The sequence below is a fragment of the Burkholderia sp. AU44665 genome (assembly GCF_030504405.1).
Lineage (GTDB): Bacteria > Pseudomonadota > Gammaproteobacteria > Burkholderiales > Burkholderiaceae > Burkholderia > Burkholderia semiarida.
This window is the reverse complement of sequence record NZ_JAUJRI010000022.1, coordinates 42,573-59,311: the sequence shown is the minus strand read 5'-3', so window position 1 is coordinate 59,311 and position 16,739 is coordinate 42,573. Positions and strand designations below refer to the sequence as shown.

Here is a 16,739-nt window from a genome sequence, read left to right as displayed (position 1 = left end):
ACGAGCGCTCCCAACTAGCGAACGATCGAATGGCGCAAGAATGACCTCGCATGCAGAAACATACTTGAAAGATTTTCACCGCCGCCGGGCAGGAGCAACGCGTCGGGCCTATGGCAATCGACCTGCACGATCTGCGCAGGCAACCTACCCCTCTTCCTATCACGCACTGGCGAATCGTGTACCGAATGAAGCGATGTCGCGGACTGTGCTCGATCTGGCATGTGGTGATGGGCCATTGCTGCAAATTCTGAACGACAGGGGCCATGCAGCAACGAAGCTAATCGGCATAGACATCAGCGATGGCGAGTTAAGCGTGGCTCGGGGAATATTGCCGCGCGAAATACGGTTGTTCAACGAGCGTGCACAAGAACTGTCGCTCGATAGCGGCTCGGTAGACTACGTGCTGTCGCACATGGCGCTCATGTTGATGGACGATATCGAACAAGTTGTTCGAGAAATTCGCCGGGTATTGCGCGACGGCGGCAGCTTTTCCGCTATCGTCGGGCGGAGCTTTTTGACCGGCAAGGTCGGCGAAGTCTTTTTGGACATCTTCAAGCCAATCGCGAAGGCTCAGCTCACGGAGTTGCGACTCGGTGACGCGCGCACACGCAGTGAAGCGGGTTGGCAAGAACTACTCAAGCCCGATTTTGTCGATGCGGCTTTTGAGGACATCGAAATCGACTGGACGCCTACACCCGAGCAGCTGTGGTTGGACATGCTGGACACCTACGATGCCGACCGGATGTCGGAAGCCGCGCGCGCACAGTTCAAAAGAGAACTGTTGTCGGCGTTCGCGCCCATGCAAAGCGAAGACGGTACGTTGCAAACTGGATGGGGCCTGCGTCTTGTTCAGGCCACTGCAGCCCGTTGCCGCTAAAACCAGGCAGCGCACATGGACATGCAACCCGTTCTGCTTGATGTAAGCGACACCCTTTTCACGGAACGACTAACCATTCGCTGCCCCAGAGCTGGCGATGGGCAAAAGCTGTTCGACGCGACGATTGAGTCGCTGGATGCGTTGCGGGAATTTCCCGCGTCGCTTCCATGGGCGATCGAGCCACCGTCGATCGACGCATCCGAAGCCTACTGCCGCACGCGATTCGCCGACTTCTCTGCCCGACGCGACTTCTCTTTCCTCATGCTTCTCCGCGATACCGAAACAGTGGTCGGTTGCGGAGGCGTACACAGACCTGTCTGTTCAATTCCAGCGTTCGATATCGGATGGTGGGGACGCACGCCCTATCTCGGTCAAGGCCTGATAAGCGAAGGTGTGAATGCGTTGCTTCGATTCGCGTTTTCAGATCTGGGGGCGCGACGGGTGCAAGCATTGGTGGACGAATTGAATGAGAAAAGTTGGCGGCTCTGCGAGCGCGTCGGCATGGGTTTCGAAGGAACGCAGCAGCACTCGCAAATCGAGCCGAGCGGACGCCTTCGAAACACGAAGGTCTACGCGTCTGTTCGTTGATGCGAAAGGTCCGGGATCTTGCTTGCCCATCGTGGTACACGCCGTCAGGCCGCCCAGAAACGAAGACGGCGGTATCGCGGTCGGCGGGATAGAAGCCCACACACCGCGACCGCCCCGGCATAGCCCACCGGCGCGTCGCACCGCGTCGCCGCGCGCGCCGGCAAGCCTCCCGCGATCAATGCGCGTCGATGAACCGCGAATCGATATACGCGTCGACGTCCTGCGACTGCTTGTACACCGCATTACGCACATTGAACGCATTCGCGTTGCGCGTCGAGCCGTAGATCGAATCGAGCCCGTCGCCCTTGCGGAACGCACGCTTCGCGGCCGCCTCGTCGAGCAGATGCGTGCCCTTCAGCAGCGGAAGGTATTGCGCCGGCGCGAGCCCGACGCGCGCCGACATGATCTTGACCGCATCGGCTTGCGTCTTCGGATCGTTGATGTACGCGACGCAGCGATACCAGACCTTGACCACCTTTGCCCAGTCGGCCCGGCGCGCGGCGAGGCTCGCCGGCGCGACGGTGATCGCATCGTAGATCAGCCCCGGCGCGTCCGCCGACGTGAAGATCGCCCGCGCGCCCGGCGCGCGCTTCAACGCCTCGCCGGCATTCGGTTGCCATGCGGCCACCGCCGCGATGTCGGCCGACGACCCGAGCACCTGCGGCAGCTCGTTGGTTTTCGCATTCACGAGCGTGACGTCGCTGTCCTTGAGCCCGTGCTTCTGCAGCGCGGTTTCGAGCAGAAGATGGTCGACCAGGCCGAGCTCGACGCCGATCTTCTTCCCCTTCAGCGCCTCGACGGTGCGCAGCGGCGGCTTCGCGACGATCATGTCGTTGCCGGCCGAATAGTCGGTCAGCAGGATCATCACGTTCTTCGCGCCGGACGCGCCCGTCACGAGCGCATCGCCGTTGGTCGCCGCGACCGCGTCCAGCTTGCCCGCGGAAAACGCGTCGAGCGACGCCGAATAATCGAACCATTCGAAATCGACGTCGACGCCGGCTTCCTTGAACCAGCCCTTGTCGAGCGCGACCTGGAACGCGACCCAGCCGGGCCAGTCGCTGTAGCCGATCTTCAGCGGTGCGGCAGCCTGTGCGGCGGGCGCCGCCCATAGCGCGGCAGCCGCGGCGGCGGCGCCCAGTGCGTGACGGATGAAACGGAAGGACGACAGGCGGCGGAACGCCGAGGCGGGACGGGTCATCGTTGTTCTCCAGGAGACCGGGATCGGGATCGTCGATACGGACCGTGCGCGAGCGCACGGTCCGACTGCGTGACCGGTTCCTGCAGATGTGCAACGAACGGGGCGGCCACGGAGAGGCGCGACGGCCGTTGCCATCGCCAATCTCCCGGGCTTTTGTCCCGCCGTGTAGCACGCGTGCACCCGCTCTTGCGATCGGATGAACCCGCGCCGGGCTGCTCTCGGACCAGACGTTCGATGAACCGGAACCCTAGCACCCCTAAGATGCGACGCCGCCGCACCTCTCGGCGTCATGCCGAGCGAGAAGCGTGCCAACGGCGCGGGGCAACGCGATTCAACGGCGGCGCGTGGTGCGCTGAAGTTCGATGAAGCGGGCGGCGAACAGCGCGTGCAGTACGCGCCGGAGCAGGTCGAGCTTGTTCATGAAGGATCGGGGATGAGGTGGCGGTGCATGGATTCAGCAATGCCCATGCCATCGCGGATCGGCCGGTGCGCGAGCGCGCGACGCGCACTGCGCCGGTGCGCGGTTGCGTGCGCATGGTGCGCCGCGCGCCCGCCGCGAGGGCAAGCAGACGCGTCCGCCATCCGCATGCCGTGCGGCATCGCGCCGTCGGGCCGTGTCGTGCGGCGATTGGGCGATGGCTGGCACGTAACTTGCTTGTTCGATGCCCGAGAGGTGCGAAGCAATTTGCATCATCTTCAGGATCGCTAGGGTTCCGGTCGTGCGGCGTGCGCCGCGCGATGCCTGGTCCGAGAGCAATCCGGTCTTGCCTTCGCCTCGATACGAGGAAACGGCGAGGCTCCACGGAGGGATAAAAGCCCGGGAGGTCGCGATGTCGTTCGGTCGCCCTCTCACGCCTTTTGTCCAACCGACCCCGGAGCCGCCATGTCGCCGAGCCCCCAAGCCGTCCTTGCCCCGCCGCCACACGTCGCGTGGGAAACGCTGATTCCCGCCGGAACCCACTGGTCCGGCATCCTGCGCCGCGGTCTCGCGTTGCGCATCGTCGATATCGACGGCGGCGCGAACCTGTCCGCCGTCTTTCATCGCCAGGAAGACCTGCTCGAACGCTACAACATGGCCGATACGCTGAAGGCGCAGCACACCGCGCATCTCACGCGCGGCCATGCGCTGTATACGGACATGGGGCGCGTGATCGCATCGATCACGGCCGATACGCTCGGCTGGCACGATCCGCTCGGCGGCGTCGGCGATGCGCGGCTGTTCGCGCACAAGTACGGCACGTCGTCGTATCAGGCCGATCGCAACGCGATGATCCGCAACGGCCGCGACAGCCTCGTGCTCGAGCTCGCGAAATACGGGCTATCGGCACGCGACCTCGCCGCGAACGTCAACTTCTTCAGCAAGCTGAGCACGCACGACGACGGCGCGCTCGAATTCGTCGCCGGACATTCGCCGGCCGGCAGCGCGTTGGACCTGCGCTTCGAGATGAATACGCTCGCGGCGTTCTCGACCGCGCCGCATCCGCTCGACCCGCGTCCGGACTACGCGCCGAAAGCGGTGAAGCTGATCGCGTACCGCGCGTATCCGGCCGACGGCGCGGCGCCCGACGACGACCCGTGCCGGCGCGCGTGCGCGGAGAACACGCGCGGCTTCGCCAACACCGACCGTCTGTTCGCGTAAGGAGCGAGAGCATGCCGATCATCGAAAGCCGTCTCGACCCGCGCGACGCGATCCACGACATCACGCTGAATGCGGGCGACCCGTGGCTGCACGACCTGAAGCGCGGGCAGACCTTGCGCATTCTCGACCTGGAAGGCAACCAGGCCGTCGACACGCTGTTCTACCGCACCGACGATCCCGACGAGCGCTACAGCGCGCAGGACACGATCCGCGCGCAGCGAAACCTGTACCTGAGCGCGGGCAGCGTGCTCGTGTCGAGCCATGGCAATCCGATGGCGACGATCGTCGCCGACACGTGCGGCCGTCACGACACGCTCGGCGGCGCATGCGCGGCCGAGAGCAACACGGTGCGCTATGCGCTCGACAAGCGTTACATGCACAACTGCCGCGACAGCTTCCTCAACGCGATCGCGCACTGCACGTGCGGCGCCGGGGCGCGGCTCACCAAGCGCGATCTCGTGGGCAACGTCAACTTCTTCATGAACGTGCCCGTCACGCCGCTCGGCGGCCTCACGTTCGAGGACGGCATCTCCGCGCCCGGCAAATACGTCGAGATGCGCGCGGAGATGGACGTCACGGTGCTGATCTCGAACTGCCCGCAACTGAACAATCCGTGCAACGGCTACAACCCGACGCCCGTGCGCCTCATCGTGTGGGAGGCGCAATGACCTGCCCCCACGCTCACTTGCTTTGCATGGGGCTGGAGTACGCGCTGAAGCGCGACTCCGGGCCGACATGTTCGCTGCCCCCCAAGGGGGCGGTTGCCTTCCTTGGGGCGGCCCGGCGGGAGGCAACATGAGATTCGCCAAAGTCCTCGTCGCGAACCGCGGCGAAATTGCCTGCCGCGTGATCCGCACGCTGAAGCGCCTTGGCATCGCATCGGTCGCGATCTATTCGGATGCCGATCGCGACGCGCGCCACGTGGCGCTCGCCGACGAAGCCGTGCGGGTCGGGCCCGCGCCGGCGGCCGACAGCTATCTGAACGTCGCGGCCATCCTCGCCGCCGCGCGCGAGACCGGCGCGCAAGCCGTGCACCCCGGCTACGGCTTCCTGTCCGAGCACGCGGGCTTTGCCGACGCATGCGAAGCGGCGGGCCTGCGCTTTATCGGGCCGTGTGGCGATCACATGCGCGCGTTCGGCCTCAAGCACACCGCGCGCGAACTCGCCGCCGCACACGGCGTCGCACTGCTGCCCGGCACCGGGCTGCTCGACGACGTGGCGACGGCGCTCGCCGAAGCCGACGCGATCGGCTATCCGGTGATGCTCAAGAGCACGGCGGGCGGCGGCGGCATCGGCATGTCGCTGTGTCGCGATGCCGCGCAGCTCGGCGCGGCGTTCGAATCGGTCGTGCGGCTCGGCGCCGCGAATTTCGCACATGCGGGCGTCTATCTCGAGAAGTTCGTCGAACACGCGCGGCACATCGAAGTGCAGATCTTCGGCGACGGCCGCGGCGGCGCGATCGCGCTCGGCGAACGCGATTGCTCGGTGCAGCGCCGCAACCAGAAGGTGATCGAGGAAACGCCCGCGCCCGACCTGACCGACGCCGAGCGCGACGCGCTGCACGCGAGCGCGGTGCGGCTCGCGCGCGCGGTGGGCTACGCGTCGGCCGGCACGGTCGAATTCGTGTTCGACGCGTCCGCGCGGCGGTTCTATTTCCTCGAGGTGAACACGCGGCTGCAAGTCGAACATTGCGTGACCGAGGCAGTGACGGGCGTCGATCTCGTGGAATGGATGATCCTGCAGGCCGAAGGCGACCTGCCGCCGCTCGACACGCTTGCCGTCGCGTCGCGCGGCGCGAGCATCCAGGTGCGGCTCTATGCGGAGGATCCGAACAAGCAGTTCCAGCCGAGCGCCGGGCTGCTTACGCACGTGTCGTTTCCGGAGAACGTGCGGGTCGACGGCTGGATCGAGGCAGGCACGGAGATCAGCGCGCATTACGATCCGTTGCTCGCGAAGCTGATCGTGCGCGGCGACACGCGGCGCGACGCGCTGGCCGCGCTGCGTGCCGCGCTCGACCAGACCGAGCTGTACGGGATCGAGACCAACCTCGACTACCTGCGCGCCGTCGTCGGCTCCGACACGTTCGCGCGCGGTGCGCCGACCACTGCCTTCCTGTCGCGCTTCGCGTTTGCGCCGCACACGATCGACGTGCTCGACGGCGGCGTGCAGACCACCGTGCAGCAGGCGCCCGGGCGGGTCGGCTACTGGAGCGTCGGCGTGCCGCCGTCGGGGCCGATGGACGATCGCGCGTTCGATCTCGCGAACGCGCTACTCGGCAACGCGCGCGACGCGGCCGGGCTGGAATTCACGATGGTCGGCGCGACGCTGCGCTTCAATACCGCGACGCTGTTCGTGCTCGGCGGTGCGCCGCTCGCGGCCACGCTCGACGGCGAAGCGGTGTCGTTCTGGCAGGTCGTGCGCGCACGGGCGGGCGCGGTGCTCAAGCTGGGCGGCGTGACGGGCGCGGGCGTGCGCGCGTGTCTCGCCGTCAAGGGCGGGCTGCAGGTACCCGACTATCTCGGCAGCAAGGCGACCTTCACGCTCGGCCAGTTCGGCGGCCATGCCGGCCGCGCGCTGCGCAAGGGCGACGTGCTGCATCTGCACGCGGACGCCGGGCGCGGCGACGCCGGCGCGACGCTGGCCGCGGCCGACATTCCCGAGCTGACCCACGCATGGACGCTCGGCGTGCTCGACGGTCCGCATGGCGCGCCGGATTTCTTCACGCCGGACGACATCGCGATGCTCTACGGCACGCAGTGGACCGTCCATTACAACTCCAGCCGCACCGGCGTGCGGCTGATCGGCCCGAAGCCGCAATGGGCACGTGCGGACGGCGGCGAGGCGGGGCTGCATCCGTCGAACATCCACGACAACGCGTATGCGATCGGTGCCGTCGATTTCACCGGCGACATGCCGGTGATTCTCGGCCCGGACGGCCCGAGCCTCGGCGGCTTCGTGTGTCCGGTGACGGTCGTGCGCGACGAGCTGTGGAAGCTCGGGCAGTTGCGGCCGGGCGACACCGTGCGGTTCGTGCGCGCGGGCGTGTCGGCCGGGATATCGGCCGGGAAGCCGGCTGCCGCGATCGTGGATGCGACGCGTGACGTGGCAACGGCTGCATCCGGCGCATCCGACGATTGCGTGCTGCACCGCGACCCGTCCGCGGGCGGCGGCATCGGCGTCGTCTACCGGCGCTCGGGCGATCGCAACGTGCTCGTCGAATACGGGCCGCTCGTGCTCGACCTGAACCTGCGCTTTCGCGTGCACGCGCTGATGGGCTGGCTCGACGCGCACCGGTTGCCCGGCATGCTCGACCTGACGCCGGGCATTCGCTCGCTGCAGGTGCAGTTCGACGCGCGGACGCTGCCGCTCGATGCGCTGCTCGCGCATCTGCAGGCGGCCGAGCGCGAGTTGGCCGACGTGGCCGACATGCGCGTGCCGAACCGCATCGTCCATCTGCCGCTGTCGTGGGACGACCCGTCGACGCGCGTCGCGATCGAACGCTACATGCAGTCGGTGCGGCCCGATGCGCCGTGGTGCCCGAGCAATATCGAGTTCATCCGGCGCATCAACGGCCTCGCGAGCATCGACGACGTGAAGCGCATCGTGTTCGACGCGCGCTATCTGGTGATGGGCCTCGGCGACGTCTACCTCGGTGCGCCCGTCGCGACGCCGATCGATCCGCGGCACCGGCTCGTGACGACGAAATACAACCCAGCGCGCACCTGGACGCCGGAGAACGCGGTCGGCATCGGCGGCGCGTATCTGTGCGTGTACGGGATGGAAGGGCCGGGCGGCTATCAGTTCGTCGGCCGCACCGTGCAGATGTGGAACCGCCACCGCACCACGCGGGAATTCGAAGCCGGCAAGCCGTGGCTGCTGCGCTTCTTCGACGAGATCCGCTTCTACGAAGTCAGCGAAACCGAGCTGAGTGCGCTGCGTGCGGATTTCATCGCGGGCCGCGCGACGCTAAAGATCGAGGAATCGGTGTTCGATCTGCGCGCCTACAACCGCTTCCTGAACGACGAGGCGGATTCGATCGCCGCGTTCAAGGCGACGCAGCAGGCCGCGTTCGACGCGGAGCGCGAGCGGTGGCGCGCGGCCGGCCATGCGGAATACGTCGGCGACGCGGAGCAGGGCGACCCGCAAGCGGACCGGGTGGCGGCCGCGCTCGACGACACGCAGCGGGCGATCGCCGCGGACGTGTCGGGCAGCGTGTGGAAAGTGCTGGTGGAAGCCGGCGAGCGCGTGACCGAAGGGCAGGTCGTCGCGATCGTCGAGTCGATGAAGATGGAGGTGGCGGTGACGGCAACGGAAGACGGCACGATCGAAACGATCGATTGCGCGCCTGGCGCGGCGGTGGTGGCCGGCCAGCGGCTGATGGTGATGAAGGCGGGCGCCGCCGAGGAGGTCGCATGAGTACGACGGAACGCTCGATCCTGCCCGGGCTGCACTCGATTGCCGCACTGCGTGCACGCTACGCGGCGGGCGGCCTGACGCCGCATGCGCTCGTCGACGCGATCGCCGCGCACTTCGACGCGGGCGACCCGCACCATGCGTGGATCCGGCCGCTGACGCGCGACGAGATGATGCCGTATGCCGACGCACTGGCCGCGCGCGACATCGCGTCGTTGCCGCTCTACGGCGTGCCGTTCGCGGTCAAGGACAACATCGATGTCGCCGGCATCCCGACGACGGCGGGCTGCCCCGCCTACGCATATACGCCCGAACGCAGCGCGCCCGTGGTCGAGCGGCTGATCGCGGCCGGCGCGATTCCCGTCGGCAAGACGAATCTCGACCAGTTCGCGACCGGGCTCTCGGGGCAGCGCTCGCCATACGGCGCGTGCCGCAATGCGCTCGACCCGCGCTACGCGTCGGGTGGCTCGAGTTCCGGCTCGGCCGTGGCCGTCGCGCTCGGCGTCGCGACGTTCTCGCTCGGCACCGACACGGCGGGCTCAGGGCGCGTACCCGCCGCATTTCATGGGCTCGTCGGGCTCAAGCCGACCCGGGGCGTGCTCAGCACGCTCGGCGTGGTGCCGGCCTGCCGGTCGCTCGATTGCGTGTCGGTGTTCGCCCGCTCGGCGGACGACGCGCGCACCGTGTTCGCCGCCGCGCATGGCGTGACGGAAGGCGATCCTTACGGGCGCGCCTGGCAGCCGCTGCTGGGCGCGGACGGCTTGCGCGCGCAGCCGGCGCGGCCGCTCGCGCAATTGCGTTTCGGTACGCCACGTGCCGATCAGCTCGAATTCTTCGGCGACGCATCGTATCGCGCGGCATGGGGTGCGGCGCTGGAACGGCTGCGCGCGACCGGCGCGCGGATCGTCGAGATCGACTTCGGCCCATTCCTGGCCGCCGCGCGGCTGCTGTACGAAGGCCCGTGGGTCGCCGAGCGGCTCGCCGCGATCGGCCCGTTCGCCGCGCGCGAGCCCGATGCGCTGCATCCGGTGATTCGCGAGATCCTCGGCGGCGCGTCGCGCTTCAGCGCCGCCGATGCGTTCGCCGCATTCGACCGGCTTGCGGCGCTGCGCGTCGATGCGGCCCGCGCGTGGGACGGCCTCGACGCGATCGTGATGCCGACCTCGGCGACGACCGCGACCGTCGATGCGCTCGAAGCCGATCCGATCGCGATCAATTCACGCTTCGGCTATTACACGAACTTCGTGAACCTGCTCGACCTGTCGGCGATCGCGGTGCCGGCAGGCACGTGCGCGACCGGGCCGCATGCGGGCTTGCCGTTCGGCATCACGTTCGTCGGTCGCGCGCACGACGATGCGCGGCTGCTCGATCTCGCGCAGGCATGGGGCGACGGCGTGGCGGCGGGCGGCGACGTACGGCCGCCTGCGGCCGCGATGCCGCCGGGCGTCGCATCGGCGGGTGTCGTGCGGGTGGCCGTCGTCGGCGCGCATCTGCGCGGCGAACCGTTGAATGGGCAGCTCACGCAGCGCGGCGCGCGCTTCGTCGCCGCGACCACGACCGCGCCGGCCTATCGTCTCTATGCGCTGTCCGCCGACGCAAGCGGCGGCGTCGCCAAACCGGGGCTCGTGCGCGTGCCGGACGGCGGCGCGCCGATCGCGGTCGAGATCTGGGAGATGCCGGTCGACGCGTACGGCAGCTTCGTCGCCGGTATTGCGGCGCCGCTCGGCATCGGCACGTTGACGCTCGCCGACGGTTCGCCCGTGCAGGGCTTCCTGTGCGAGAACGTGGCGCTCGACGAAGCGCAGGACATCACGCGGTTCGGCGGCTGGCGGGCGTACCGCGCGCAGGCCGCGAGCGACGCACGGCAATGACCGCACGGTCGCGCGATGCCGCGGCATTCGCGCGACCGGTACCCGAAACGATACGGAGATTCCGATGACAACGACCCGCAACACGACCGGCTGGCTCGCCGTGCGGCGCGAGCTGACGACGCGCGGCAAATGGACGCTCGGGCTGGCGTCCTTCCTGCTGCCGTTCGCCGTCTGGTGCCTGATCAGCTATGTCCCGTTCGTCTGGCATCCGCAAATGCGCATCACGAATCCGGGCAGCGTCGACTATTTCCAGGCCGGCATGCAGATCGATCGCGACGTGTTCGACGACGAGCTCGCGCATGCGCGTGCGGCGCACGCAGCCGTGCCCGAGGGCGAGCGCGCGAATCCGGTCTACCTGCCGGCGCCGCACCAGGTATTGCGCGCGTTCTACACGGCGTTCACGACACCGCCCGCGTCGCGCGACGGCGTGTGGCTGCACGAAAGCCTGTGGCACAGCATCCGCATCATCTTCTGGGGCTTCGTGATTTCGTCGGCGATCGGCGTGCCGCTCGGCATCGTCTGCGGCACCTTCAGTGCGCTCGCGCGGCTGCAGGAGCCGTTCCTGGAGTTCTTCCGCTACCTGCCGGCGCCCGCGTTCGGCGCGCTGATGGTCGCGATCCTGGGCATTTACGACGCGCCGAAGATCGCGATCATCGTGATCGGCACGCTGTTCCAGCAGGTGCTGATCGTCGCGAACACCACGCGCAAGCTCGAATACGGGCTGTTCGAGGCCGCGATGACGCTCGGCACGAGGAAACTGAAGCTGCTGACGCACGTCGTGATTCCGGGCGTGCTGCCGGACCTGTATCGCGATCAGCGGATCCTGCTCGGCTGGGCGTGGACTTATCTGATCGTCGCCGAGCTCGTCGGCACGAGTTCGGGCATCACGTGGTACATCAGCCAGCAGGCGCGTTACCAGCATTTCGACAACGTGTATGCGGCGATCCTGATGATCGGGATCATCGGCCTCGGCACCGATATCGTGCTCGCGCTGCTCGGCCGCCGGCTCTTTCCGTGGGACCGCACGCTGAAAGCGTGAGCGCCGCCCGCACGTATCCATCGACCGATTTCAGCAGAGGGCATCATGCAGAACCCGCAAGCCGTCCCCGATTACCTGATTCAATCCGACGCGGTGCGCGAGCGCTTCGCGCGACTGAAGGCCCGCGACGTGATACTCGACGTGCGGCACGTCGGCAAGCGTTTCACGACACCGCAGGGCGAGTGTGTCGCGCTCGACGACATCAGTTTCCGCACGCACCGGCGCGAGTTCGTGTGCGTGATCGGCCCGTCCGGTTGCGGCAAATCGACGTTGATCCGGATCCTCGCCGGGCTCGACGCGCAGACGAGCGGCGACGTGCTGCTGGACGGCAAACCGGTGGACGGGCCGGGCGCCGATCGCGGGATGGTGTTCCAGGGCTATACGCTGTTTCCGTGGCTCACGGTGAAGAAGAACGTGATGTTCGGCCTGCGAATGAACGGCAGCAGCAGCGGCGTGGCCGAGCGCGAGGCGCTGCAGTGGCTCGATCTCGTCGGGCTGACGCGTTTTGCGGACGTGTATCCGCACCAGTTGTCGGGCGGGATGAAGCAGCGCGTGGCGATTGCCCGTGCGCTCGCGAACCGTCCGCGCATCCTGCTGATGGACGAACCGTTCGGCGCGCTGGACGCCCAGACGCGGGCGAGGATGCAGACGCACCTGCTCGACATCTGGCGCAACATCGACGTGACGATCCTGTTCATCACGCACGATCTCGACGAGGCGATCTTTCTGGCCGACCGGATCCTGGTGCTGAAGGCGAACCCCGGCGGCGTGCAGGAACTGATCGAGGTGCCGGTGCCGCGGCCGCGCGATTACTCGCAGGTCAATACGCCCGAGTTCATCGCGACGAAGGCGCGGCTCGAAGCGCTGATTCATCCGAAGGAGGCCGCGACGGTCGAAGACGACGGCATCAAGCCGCACATGATCCGGATGACGGACGTGGCGGACAACGTCGAATAGCGTGGCGCCAGTTCATTCTGGCACGCCTGACGGTCTCGCCAAAATAATGTCGTCAATTTGCTTACACCCGAATTAATTTTGTCTGCTCTTAGTGGATCTCGACTTCCCACGGTAAGCTGATGAACTCCTGATCGATTCTTCGGCCTGCAGGACAATGCGATGAAGGTAACCATTGCGTACATCGAGGAACCGCCGTTCGGCTGGACCGAAGCGGACGGCACCGCCATGGGTGCCGATCTGGAGCTCGCGGCGACGATCCTGCGACAGATCGGTGCTACCCGGATCGAGTATTGCCCGACGACGTTCAGCGAATTGCTACCCGGCGTCGCATCGGGTCACTGGGACATGAACGTGCCGCTGTTCGTGACGCCGCAGCGCGCCGATACCGTCGCGTTCAGCGTGCCGGTGTGGGGCATCGAGGACGGCTTTCTGGTGCGTCCCGGCAACCCGAAAGCGCTCACGAGCTATGCGTCGATCGCCGAACGTCCCGATGCGCGCCTCGGCATCATTGCCGGACAGGTCCAGCAGGATTCCGCGATGGCGTCAGGCGTGAGTCGGCGGCAAATCGTCGTGTTCGAACAGCAAGCCGACGCGATCGCGGCCGTTCTCTCCGGCGTGATCGACGCCTATGCGAGCACGGCGTTGGGGAATCGAATCGTTGCGAGCCGCATAGGCAGCGCGATGATCGAGGCCGTCGCGCACGAGCCGGGCGTCAACGGCGCACGGCGAGCGCCTGCGCTCGGCGCGTTTTCATTCAACCGGGAAAACCGGCGTCTTCTCGACACGTTCGATCGGCAACTTCGCGCCTATCTCGGCTCGCCGGACCATCGCGCCCGCATGGCGAGATTCGGACTGACCGCGCGCGAGATCGATCCTGCCCTCGCACAGACAGCGTAGCTGGCGCTCGTCGGCGGGCCGCCGCGCGCTCGCGAGGCGGCGCTGGAGCACTAGCGCGTGCCGACGCCCCCGTGCATGCCCGACAGTTCGACCATGAAATCCAGGAACGCGCGGGTCTTGGCCGGCACGTGATGCCGGGACGGGTAGTACGCGTATAACGGATACCGCTCGTCCGCCCATTCGGGAAAGAGATTGATCAACCGGCCGTCGGCGATCAGCGGCTCGGCACCGAGCAGCAGCATCTGCGCGATGCCGGAACCGGCGACGCATGCGTTGAGCAGGGCGCCTGGATCGTTGACCGTGAGGCGCCCGCGGGTGTCGACCACGATGCGTTTGTGTTTGCGATGGAATTCCCACGCGAACGGCTTGCCTGTCTCCGGGTTGCGGAATTCGAGGCAGCGGTGGTTGCGGTTTTCGAGGTCCTCGGGTTTTTCCGGCCGCCCCCGGCGCGCGATGTACGAGGGCGCCGCGACCGTCACGACGCCGGTATCGAGCAGCTTTCTCGCGATCAGGCTGGAGGCCCGCGGTTCGCCGAATCGTACCGCGAGGTCGAAGCCGTCCGTCACGAGGTCACCCAGGCTGTCTCGCGCGATGAGCTCGATTTCGAGTTCGGGATGGGCGTCCATGAACGCATCGAGCCGTTGCCCGAGAATGGCGCGATAGACGACGGGATCCAGATTGATGCGCAGCTTGCCGCGCACCGCGGACGCGCCACCCGCGGCCGCCGCGGCGGCTTCCTCCAGCCCGGCGAGATGGGGCATGACCTGCTCGTAAAAGCGGCGGCCCTCTTCGGTCAGCGACACCGACCGCGTCGTGCGGTTGAACAGCCGGATATTCAATTTTCTTTCCAGCCGGGCAATCGCTCGACTGACGCCCGGCGGCGTCATGCCGATCACGTCGGCGGCGGCCGCGAACGTCCCGGCATCGACCACGGCGGCGAACACGCTGATGCCGCCGGACAGTTTCTCGCTACTGGATCTCATGGTTGCTCGAATGAACACGGTTGGCGGATCGCGAGCGCCCCGCGGAAGGCCGGCACGCCCACGCCGCATGATGCCCATTGCCGGGCGTGCGCATCGATCATGCCGAATTGATGACGCGTTGTCACTAATATGATGCCATCCATGTCGTTTTGTTTCGTTCGGTGTTTGTCCACAATGCGACCCACGCATTCACACATGGAGAACGAGCAATGTATGCAATCACTGGAATCACCGGCAAGGTCGGCGGCGCGCTGGCCCGTGAGCTGCTGGCCTCGGGTCGGCCCGTGCGCGCGGTCGTGCGCGATGCGACGCGGGCCGCGGCGTGGGCGGCGCGCGGGTGCGAGATGGCGACCGCTTTCATGGAAGACGCTTCGTCGCTCGCCGCCGCGTTCGTCGGCGCGACGGGCGTTTTCATCCTGCTGCCGCCGGTGTTCGATCCGGCGCCCGGGTTTCCCGAAGCGCGGAAGGTGATCGAAGCCGTGTCCGCCGCGCTGCTGAAGGCGCGCCCCGAAAGGGTCGTGTGCCTGTCGACGATCGGCGCGCAGGCTGATGAGCCCAATCTGCTCACGCAACTCACGCTGATGGAGCAGACGCTGCGCGAGCTGCCGATGCCGGTGACGTTCCTGCGGCCCGGCTGGTTCATGGAGAACGCCGCGTGGGATGTCGCGTCCGCGCGCGACGATGGCGTCGTCGCCAGCTACCTGCAGCCGCTCGACAAGCCCGTGCCGATGGTCGCCACCGCGGACGTCGGCCGCGTGGCGGCGGAACTGCTCCAGCAGACGTGGCGCGGTGTGCGTGTCGTCGAGCTCGAAGGGCCGCGCCGGGTGAGCCCCGACGATCTTGCACAGGCCTTCGCTCGCGTTTTGGGTCGGGACGTGCGCGCGGAGGCCGTCGACAGGCGAACGTGGGAAGCGCTGTTTCGCGCGCAGGGCATGCAGCATCCGCTCCCGCGCATGCGCATGCTGGACGGTTTCAACGAAGGCTGGATCGATTTCGAAAGTGATCCTGACGAAATCCTGCGTGGCCGCGTCGCGCTGGACACGGTGCTGGGCGAACTGGTGTCGCGTACGGTCTGACGCATCGGATGGCCGGCGAGACGGGCGGGGTTGCGGTTCGCCGAACGCCTCGGCCCGGACGCCACGTCGTCGCGATCATGTGCGGCACGGGCGTGAAGTATCTGAAGTCGTTCGCGCAGACGGTCGGCCGATGGCCTTCTCTGGGGGCCGTAGCGGTCGATCGGTCGAACCTGATCAAGTCCTTGAAGATCAGGTATCCCCAGCGTTTTCCGCGCGCGTCACGTTGGCCATCGCCAGACTGGATTGCCCAGATGTTCGGCGAAGTAGTCGGACAATGCCGTCACCTTCGCGGGGCGCGCCCGTGCCGACGGCGTAACGAAATAAAGCCCACCCTTCGTCAGCGACCAGTCGGTGAGAATGGCTTCGAGACGGCCATCGGCCAGATAGTCGTAGGCGATGAACTCCGGCAGCTCGGCGATCGCGAGACCATCGAGCAGCGTCGGCAACAGCGCATCGGCGTTGGTGACGCGTAGCGGGCCCGTCGGCATGATCGACTCCTCGTCGCCCGCGTCGTTCGTGAAACGCCAGACGGCACTACGTGCACGATAGGCGTACGAGAGGCAGGGGCGATCCGCGAGTTCGCGCGGATGCGCGGGTTTTCCTTCGCGACGCAAATATTCCGGCGACGCCACCACGAATTGCGTGACTGCGCACAACCGCCGCGCGACCAGTGACGAATCCGGCAGCGCGGCGATACGCAATGCGGCGTCGAATCCATCGGCGATCAGATCGACCGACGCATCCGATAAATGCAGGTCGATCGACACTTCCGGATACGCGCGAAAGAAGCCCGGCAGCAATGGCGCGACCCAGCGCAGCCCGAACGACATCGGCACGGTCAGGCGCACCAGCCCGCGGGGCTGCACCGACATCTCGCGCGCCGAGCTTTCCGCCTCCTCGGCCTGGCGATAGATCTCGCCGGCTTTCTCGCTGATCGTCCGGCCGAACTCGGTCAGCGAGAGCTGGCGCGACGTCCGATTGAACAACCGCGCGCCGAGCCGTTCCTCCAGGCGGGCCACGCCGCGCGAGACGGTGGCGACCGACACCCCGGTCGCGCGCGCCGCGGCCGCAAACGACCCGTGCTCGGCCACCTTCGCGAACATCGCGAGCCCTTCGAAGTCGGGTAGGTACGCCATTGCGCCTCATCCTTGCATTTATGCAACGTTTGATTGCGATCAATTCTATTTCGAAAAGATCAGGC

Annotated in this window: 13 protein-coding genes and 2 riboswitches; of the genes, 10 read left to right on the top strand and 3 right to left on the bottom strand. The window is 67.0% G+C overall.

Going from position 1 to position 16,739, the window contains the following annotated elements; translation table 11 throughout:
- Positions 1-40 precede the first annotated feature (40 nt).
- Both QZM15_RS28520 and QZM15_RS28515 read left to right on the top strand, forming a co-directional pair.
- Positions 41-877: a class I SAM-dependent methyltransferase gene (locus QZM15_RS28520; RefSeq protein WP_302107721.1), complete on the top strand. Its 837-nt coding sequence runs from the start codon at positions 41-43 to the stop codon at positions 875-877.
- A 15-nt stretch (positions 878-892) separates the two neighbouring features.
- Positions 893-1,465, top strand: coding sequence for a GNAT family N-acetyltransferase (locus QZM15_RS28515; protein ID WP_302107720.1), 573 nt, complete (start codon positions 893-895; stop codon positions 1,463-1,465).
- 175 nt (positions 1,466-1,640) lie between these two features.
- On the opposite strand, the gene QZM15_RS28510 is transcribed toward QZM15_RS28515, so the two are convergent.
- A complete protein-coding gene (locus QZM15_RS28510; protein ID WP_060967145.1) occupies positions 1,641-2,663 on the bottom strand; it encodes an ABC transporter substrate-binding protein in 1,023 nt (340 codons plus the stop codon).
- Between the two features lie 140 nt (positions 2,664-2,803).
- Positions 2,804-2,925: riboswitch (guanidine-I (ykkC/yxkD leader) on the bottom strand.
- A 432-nt stretch (positions 2,926-3,357) separates the two neighbouring features.
- A riboswitch (guanidine-I (ykkC/yxkD leader) is annotated at positions 3,358-3,489 on the top strand.
- A gap of 57 nt (positions 3,490-3,546) precedes the next feature.
- On the opposite strand from QZM15_RS28510, the gene QZM15_RS28505 reads away from it, so the two are divergent.
- From QZM15_RS28505 to QZM15_RS28475, 7 genes are all read left to right on the top strand, one after another.
- On the top strand, positions 3,547-4,302 hold the full coding sequence (locus QZM15_RS28505) for an urea amidolyase associated protein UAAP1 (RefSeq protein WP_302107719.1): 756 nt from the start codon (positions 3,547-3,549) through the stop codon (positions 4,300-4,302).
- An 11-nt stretch (positions 4,303-4,313) separates the two neighbouring features.
- On the top strand, positions 4,314-4,970 hold the full coding sequence (locus QZM15_RS28500) for an urea amidolyase associated protein UAAP2 (protein WP_302107718.1): 657 nt from the start codon (positions 4,314-4,316) through the stop codon (positions 4,968-4,970).
- Between the two features lie 127 nt (positions 4,971-5,097).
- Complete coding sequence (gene uca / locus QZM15_RS28495; RefSeq protein WP_302107717.1) at positions 5,098-8,718, top strand: urea carboxylase; 3,621 nt, start codon at positions 5,098-5,100, stop codon at positions 8,716-8,718.
- Positions 8,715-10,586, top strand: a complete 1,872-nt coding sequence (atzF, locus tag QZM15_RS28490; protein ID WP_302107716.1) for an allophanate hydrolase — start codon at positions 8,715-8,717, stop codon at positions 10,584-10,586. Before uca ends, atzF begins: the two co-directional genes overlap by 4 nt.
- 64 nt (positions 10,587-10,650) lie before the next feature.
- Positions 10,651-11,625: an ABC transporter permease gene (locus QZM15_RS28485; protein WP_302107715.1), complete on the top strand. Its 975-nt coding sequence runs from the start codon at positions 10,651-10,653 to the stop codon at positions 11,623-11,625.
- 45 nt (positions 11,626-11,670) lie between these two features.
- Positions 11,671-12,582 (top strand): ABC transporter ATP-binding protein, encoded by a 912-nt coding sequence (locus tag QZM15_RS28480; RefSeq protein ID WP_302107714.1) that lies wholly within the window; start codon positions 11,671-11,673, stop codon positions 12,580-12,582.
- Between the two features lie 159 nt (positions 12,583-12,741).
- Positions 12,742-13,479, top strand: a complete 738-nt coding sequence (locus QZM15_RS28475; RefSeq protein WP_302107713.1) for a transporter substrate-binding domain-containing protein — start codon at positions 12,742-12,744, stop codon at positions 13,477-13,479.
- Between the two features lie 50 nt (positions 13,480-13,529).
- Here QZM15_RS28475 and QZM15_RS28470 read toward each other — a convergent pair whose 3' ends face one another.
- Positions 13,530-14,462, bottom strand: coding sequence for a LysR family transcriptional regulator (locus QZM15_RS28470; RefSeq protein WP_302107737.1), 933 nt, complete (start codon positions 14,460-14,462; stop codon positions 13,530-13,532).
- A gap of 209 nt (positions 14,463-14,671) precedes the next feature.
- Here QZM15_RS28470 and QZM15_RS28465 point away from each other — a divergent pair, with 209 nt between their 5' ends.
- A complete protein-coding gene (locus QZM15_RS28465) occupies positions 14,672-15,538 on the top strand; it encodes an NmrA family NAD(P)-binding protein (RefSeq protein ID WP_302107712.1) in 867 nt (288 codons plus the stop codon).
- Between the two features lie 218 nt (positions 15,539-15,756).
- Here the strand turns inward: QZM15_RS28465 and QZM15_RS28460 are convergent, their stop codons facing one another.
- A complete protein-coding gene (locus tag QZM15_RS28460) occupies positions 15,757-16,674 on the bottom strand; it encodes a LysR family transcriptional regulator (protein ID WP_124657526.1) in 918 nt (305 codons plus the stop codon).
- Positions 16,675-16,739: the final 65 nt, after the last annotated feature.

Excerpts from the sequence above, each read along its gene's own strand:
- QZM15_RS28520 (WP_302107721.1), top strand. The coding sequence starts at position 41 with ATGACCTCGCATGCAGAAACATACTTGAAAGATTTTCACCGCCGCCGG.
- QZM15_RS28515 (WP_302107720.1), top strand. The coding sequence starts at position 893 with ATGGACATGCAACCCGTTCTGCTTGATGTAAGCGACACCCTTTTCACG.
- QZM15_RS28510 (WP_060967145.1), bottom strand. The coding sequence starts at position 2,663 with ATGACCCGTCCCGCCTCGGCGTTCCGCCGCCTGTCGTCCTTCCGTTTC.
- QZM15_RS28505 (WP_302107719.1), top strand. The coding sequence starts at position 3,547 with ATGTCGCCGAGCCCCCAAGCCGTCCTTGCCCCGCCGCCACACGTCGCG.
- QZM15_RS28500 (WP_302107718.1), top strand. The coding sequence starts at position 4,314 with ATGCCGATCATCGAAAGCCGTCTCGACCCGCGCGACGCGATCCACGAC.
- uca (WP_302107717.1), top strand. The coding sequence starts at position 5,098 with ATGAGATTCGCCAAAGTCCTCGTCGCGAACCGCGGCGAAATTGCCTGC.
- atzF (WP_302107716.1), top strand. The coding sequence starts at position 8,715 with ATGAGTACGACGGAACGCTCGATCCTGCCCGGGCTGCACTCGATTGCC.
- QZM15_RS28485 (WP_302107715.1), top strand. The coding sequence starts at position 10,651 with ATGACAACGACCCGCAACACGACCGGCTGGCTCGCCGTGCGGCGCGAG.
- QZM15_RS28480 (WP_302107714.1), top strand. The coding sequence starts at position 11,671 with ATGCAGAACCCGCAAGCCGTCCCCGATTACCTGATTCAATCCGACGCG.
- QZM15_RS28475 (WP_302107713.1), top strand. The coding sequence starts at position 12,742 with ATGAAGGTAACCATTGCGTACATCGAGGAACCGCCGTTCGGCTGGACC.
- QZM15_RS28470 (WP_302107737.1), bottom strand. The coding sequence starts at position 14,462 with ATGAGATCCAGTAGCGAGAAACTGTCCGGCGGCATCAGCGTGTTCGCC.
- QZM15_RS28465 (WP_302107712.1), top strand. The coding sequence starts at position 14,672 with ATGTATGCAATCACTGGAATCACCGGCAAGGTCGGCGGCGCGCTGGCC.
- QZM15_RS28460 (WP_124657526.1), bottom strand. The coding sequence starts at position 16,674 with ATGGCGTACCTACCCGACTTCGAAGGGCTCGCGATGTTCGCGAAGGTG.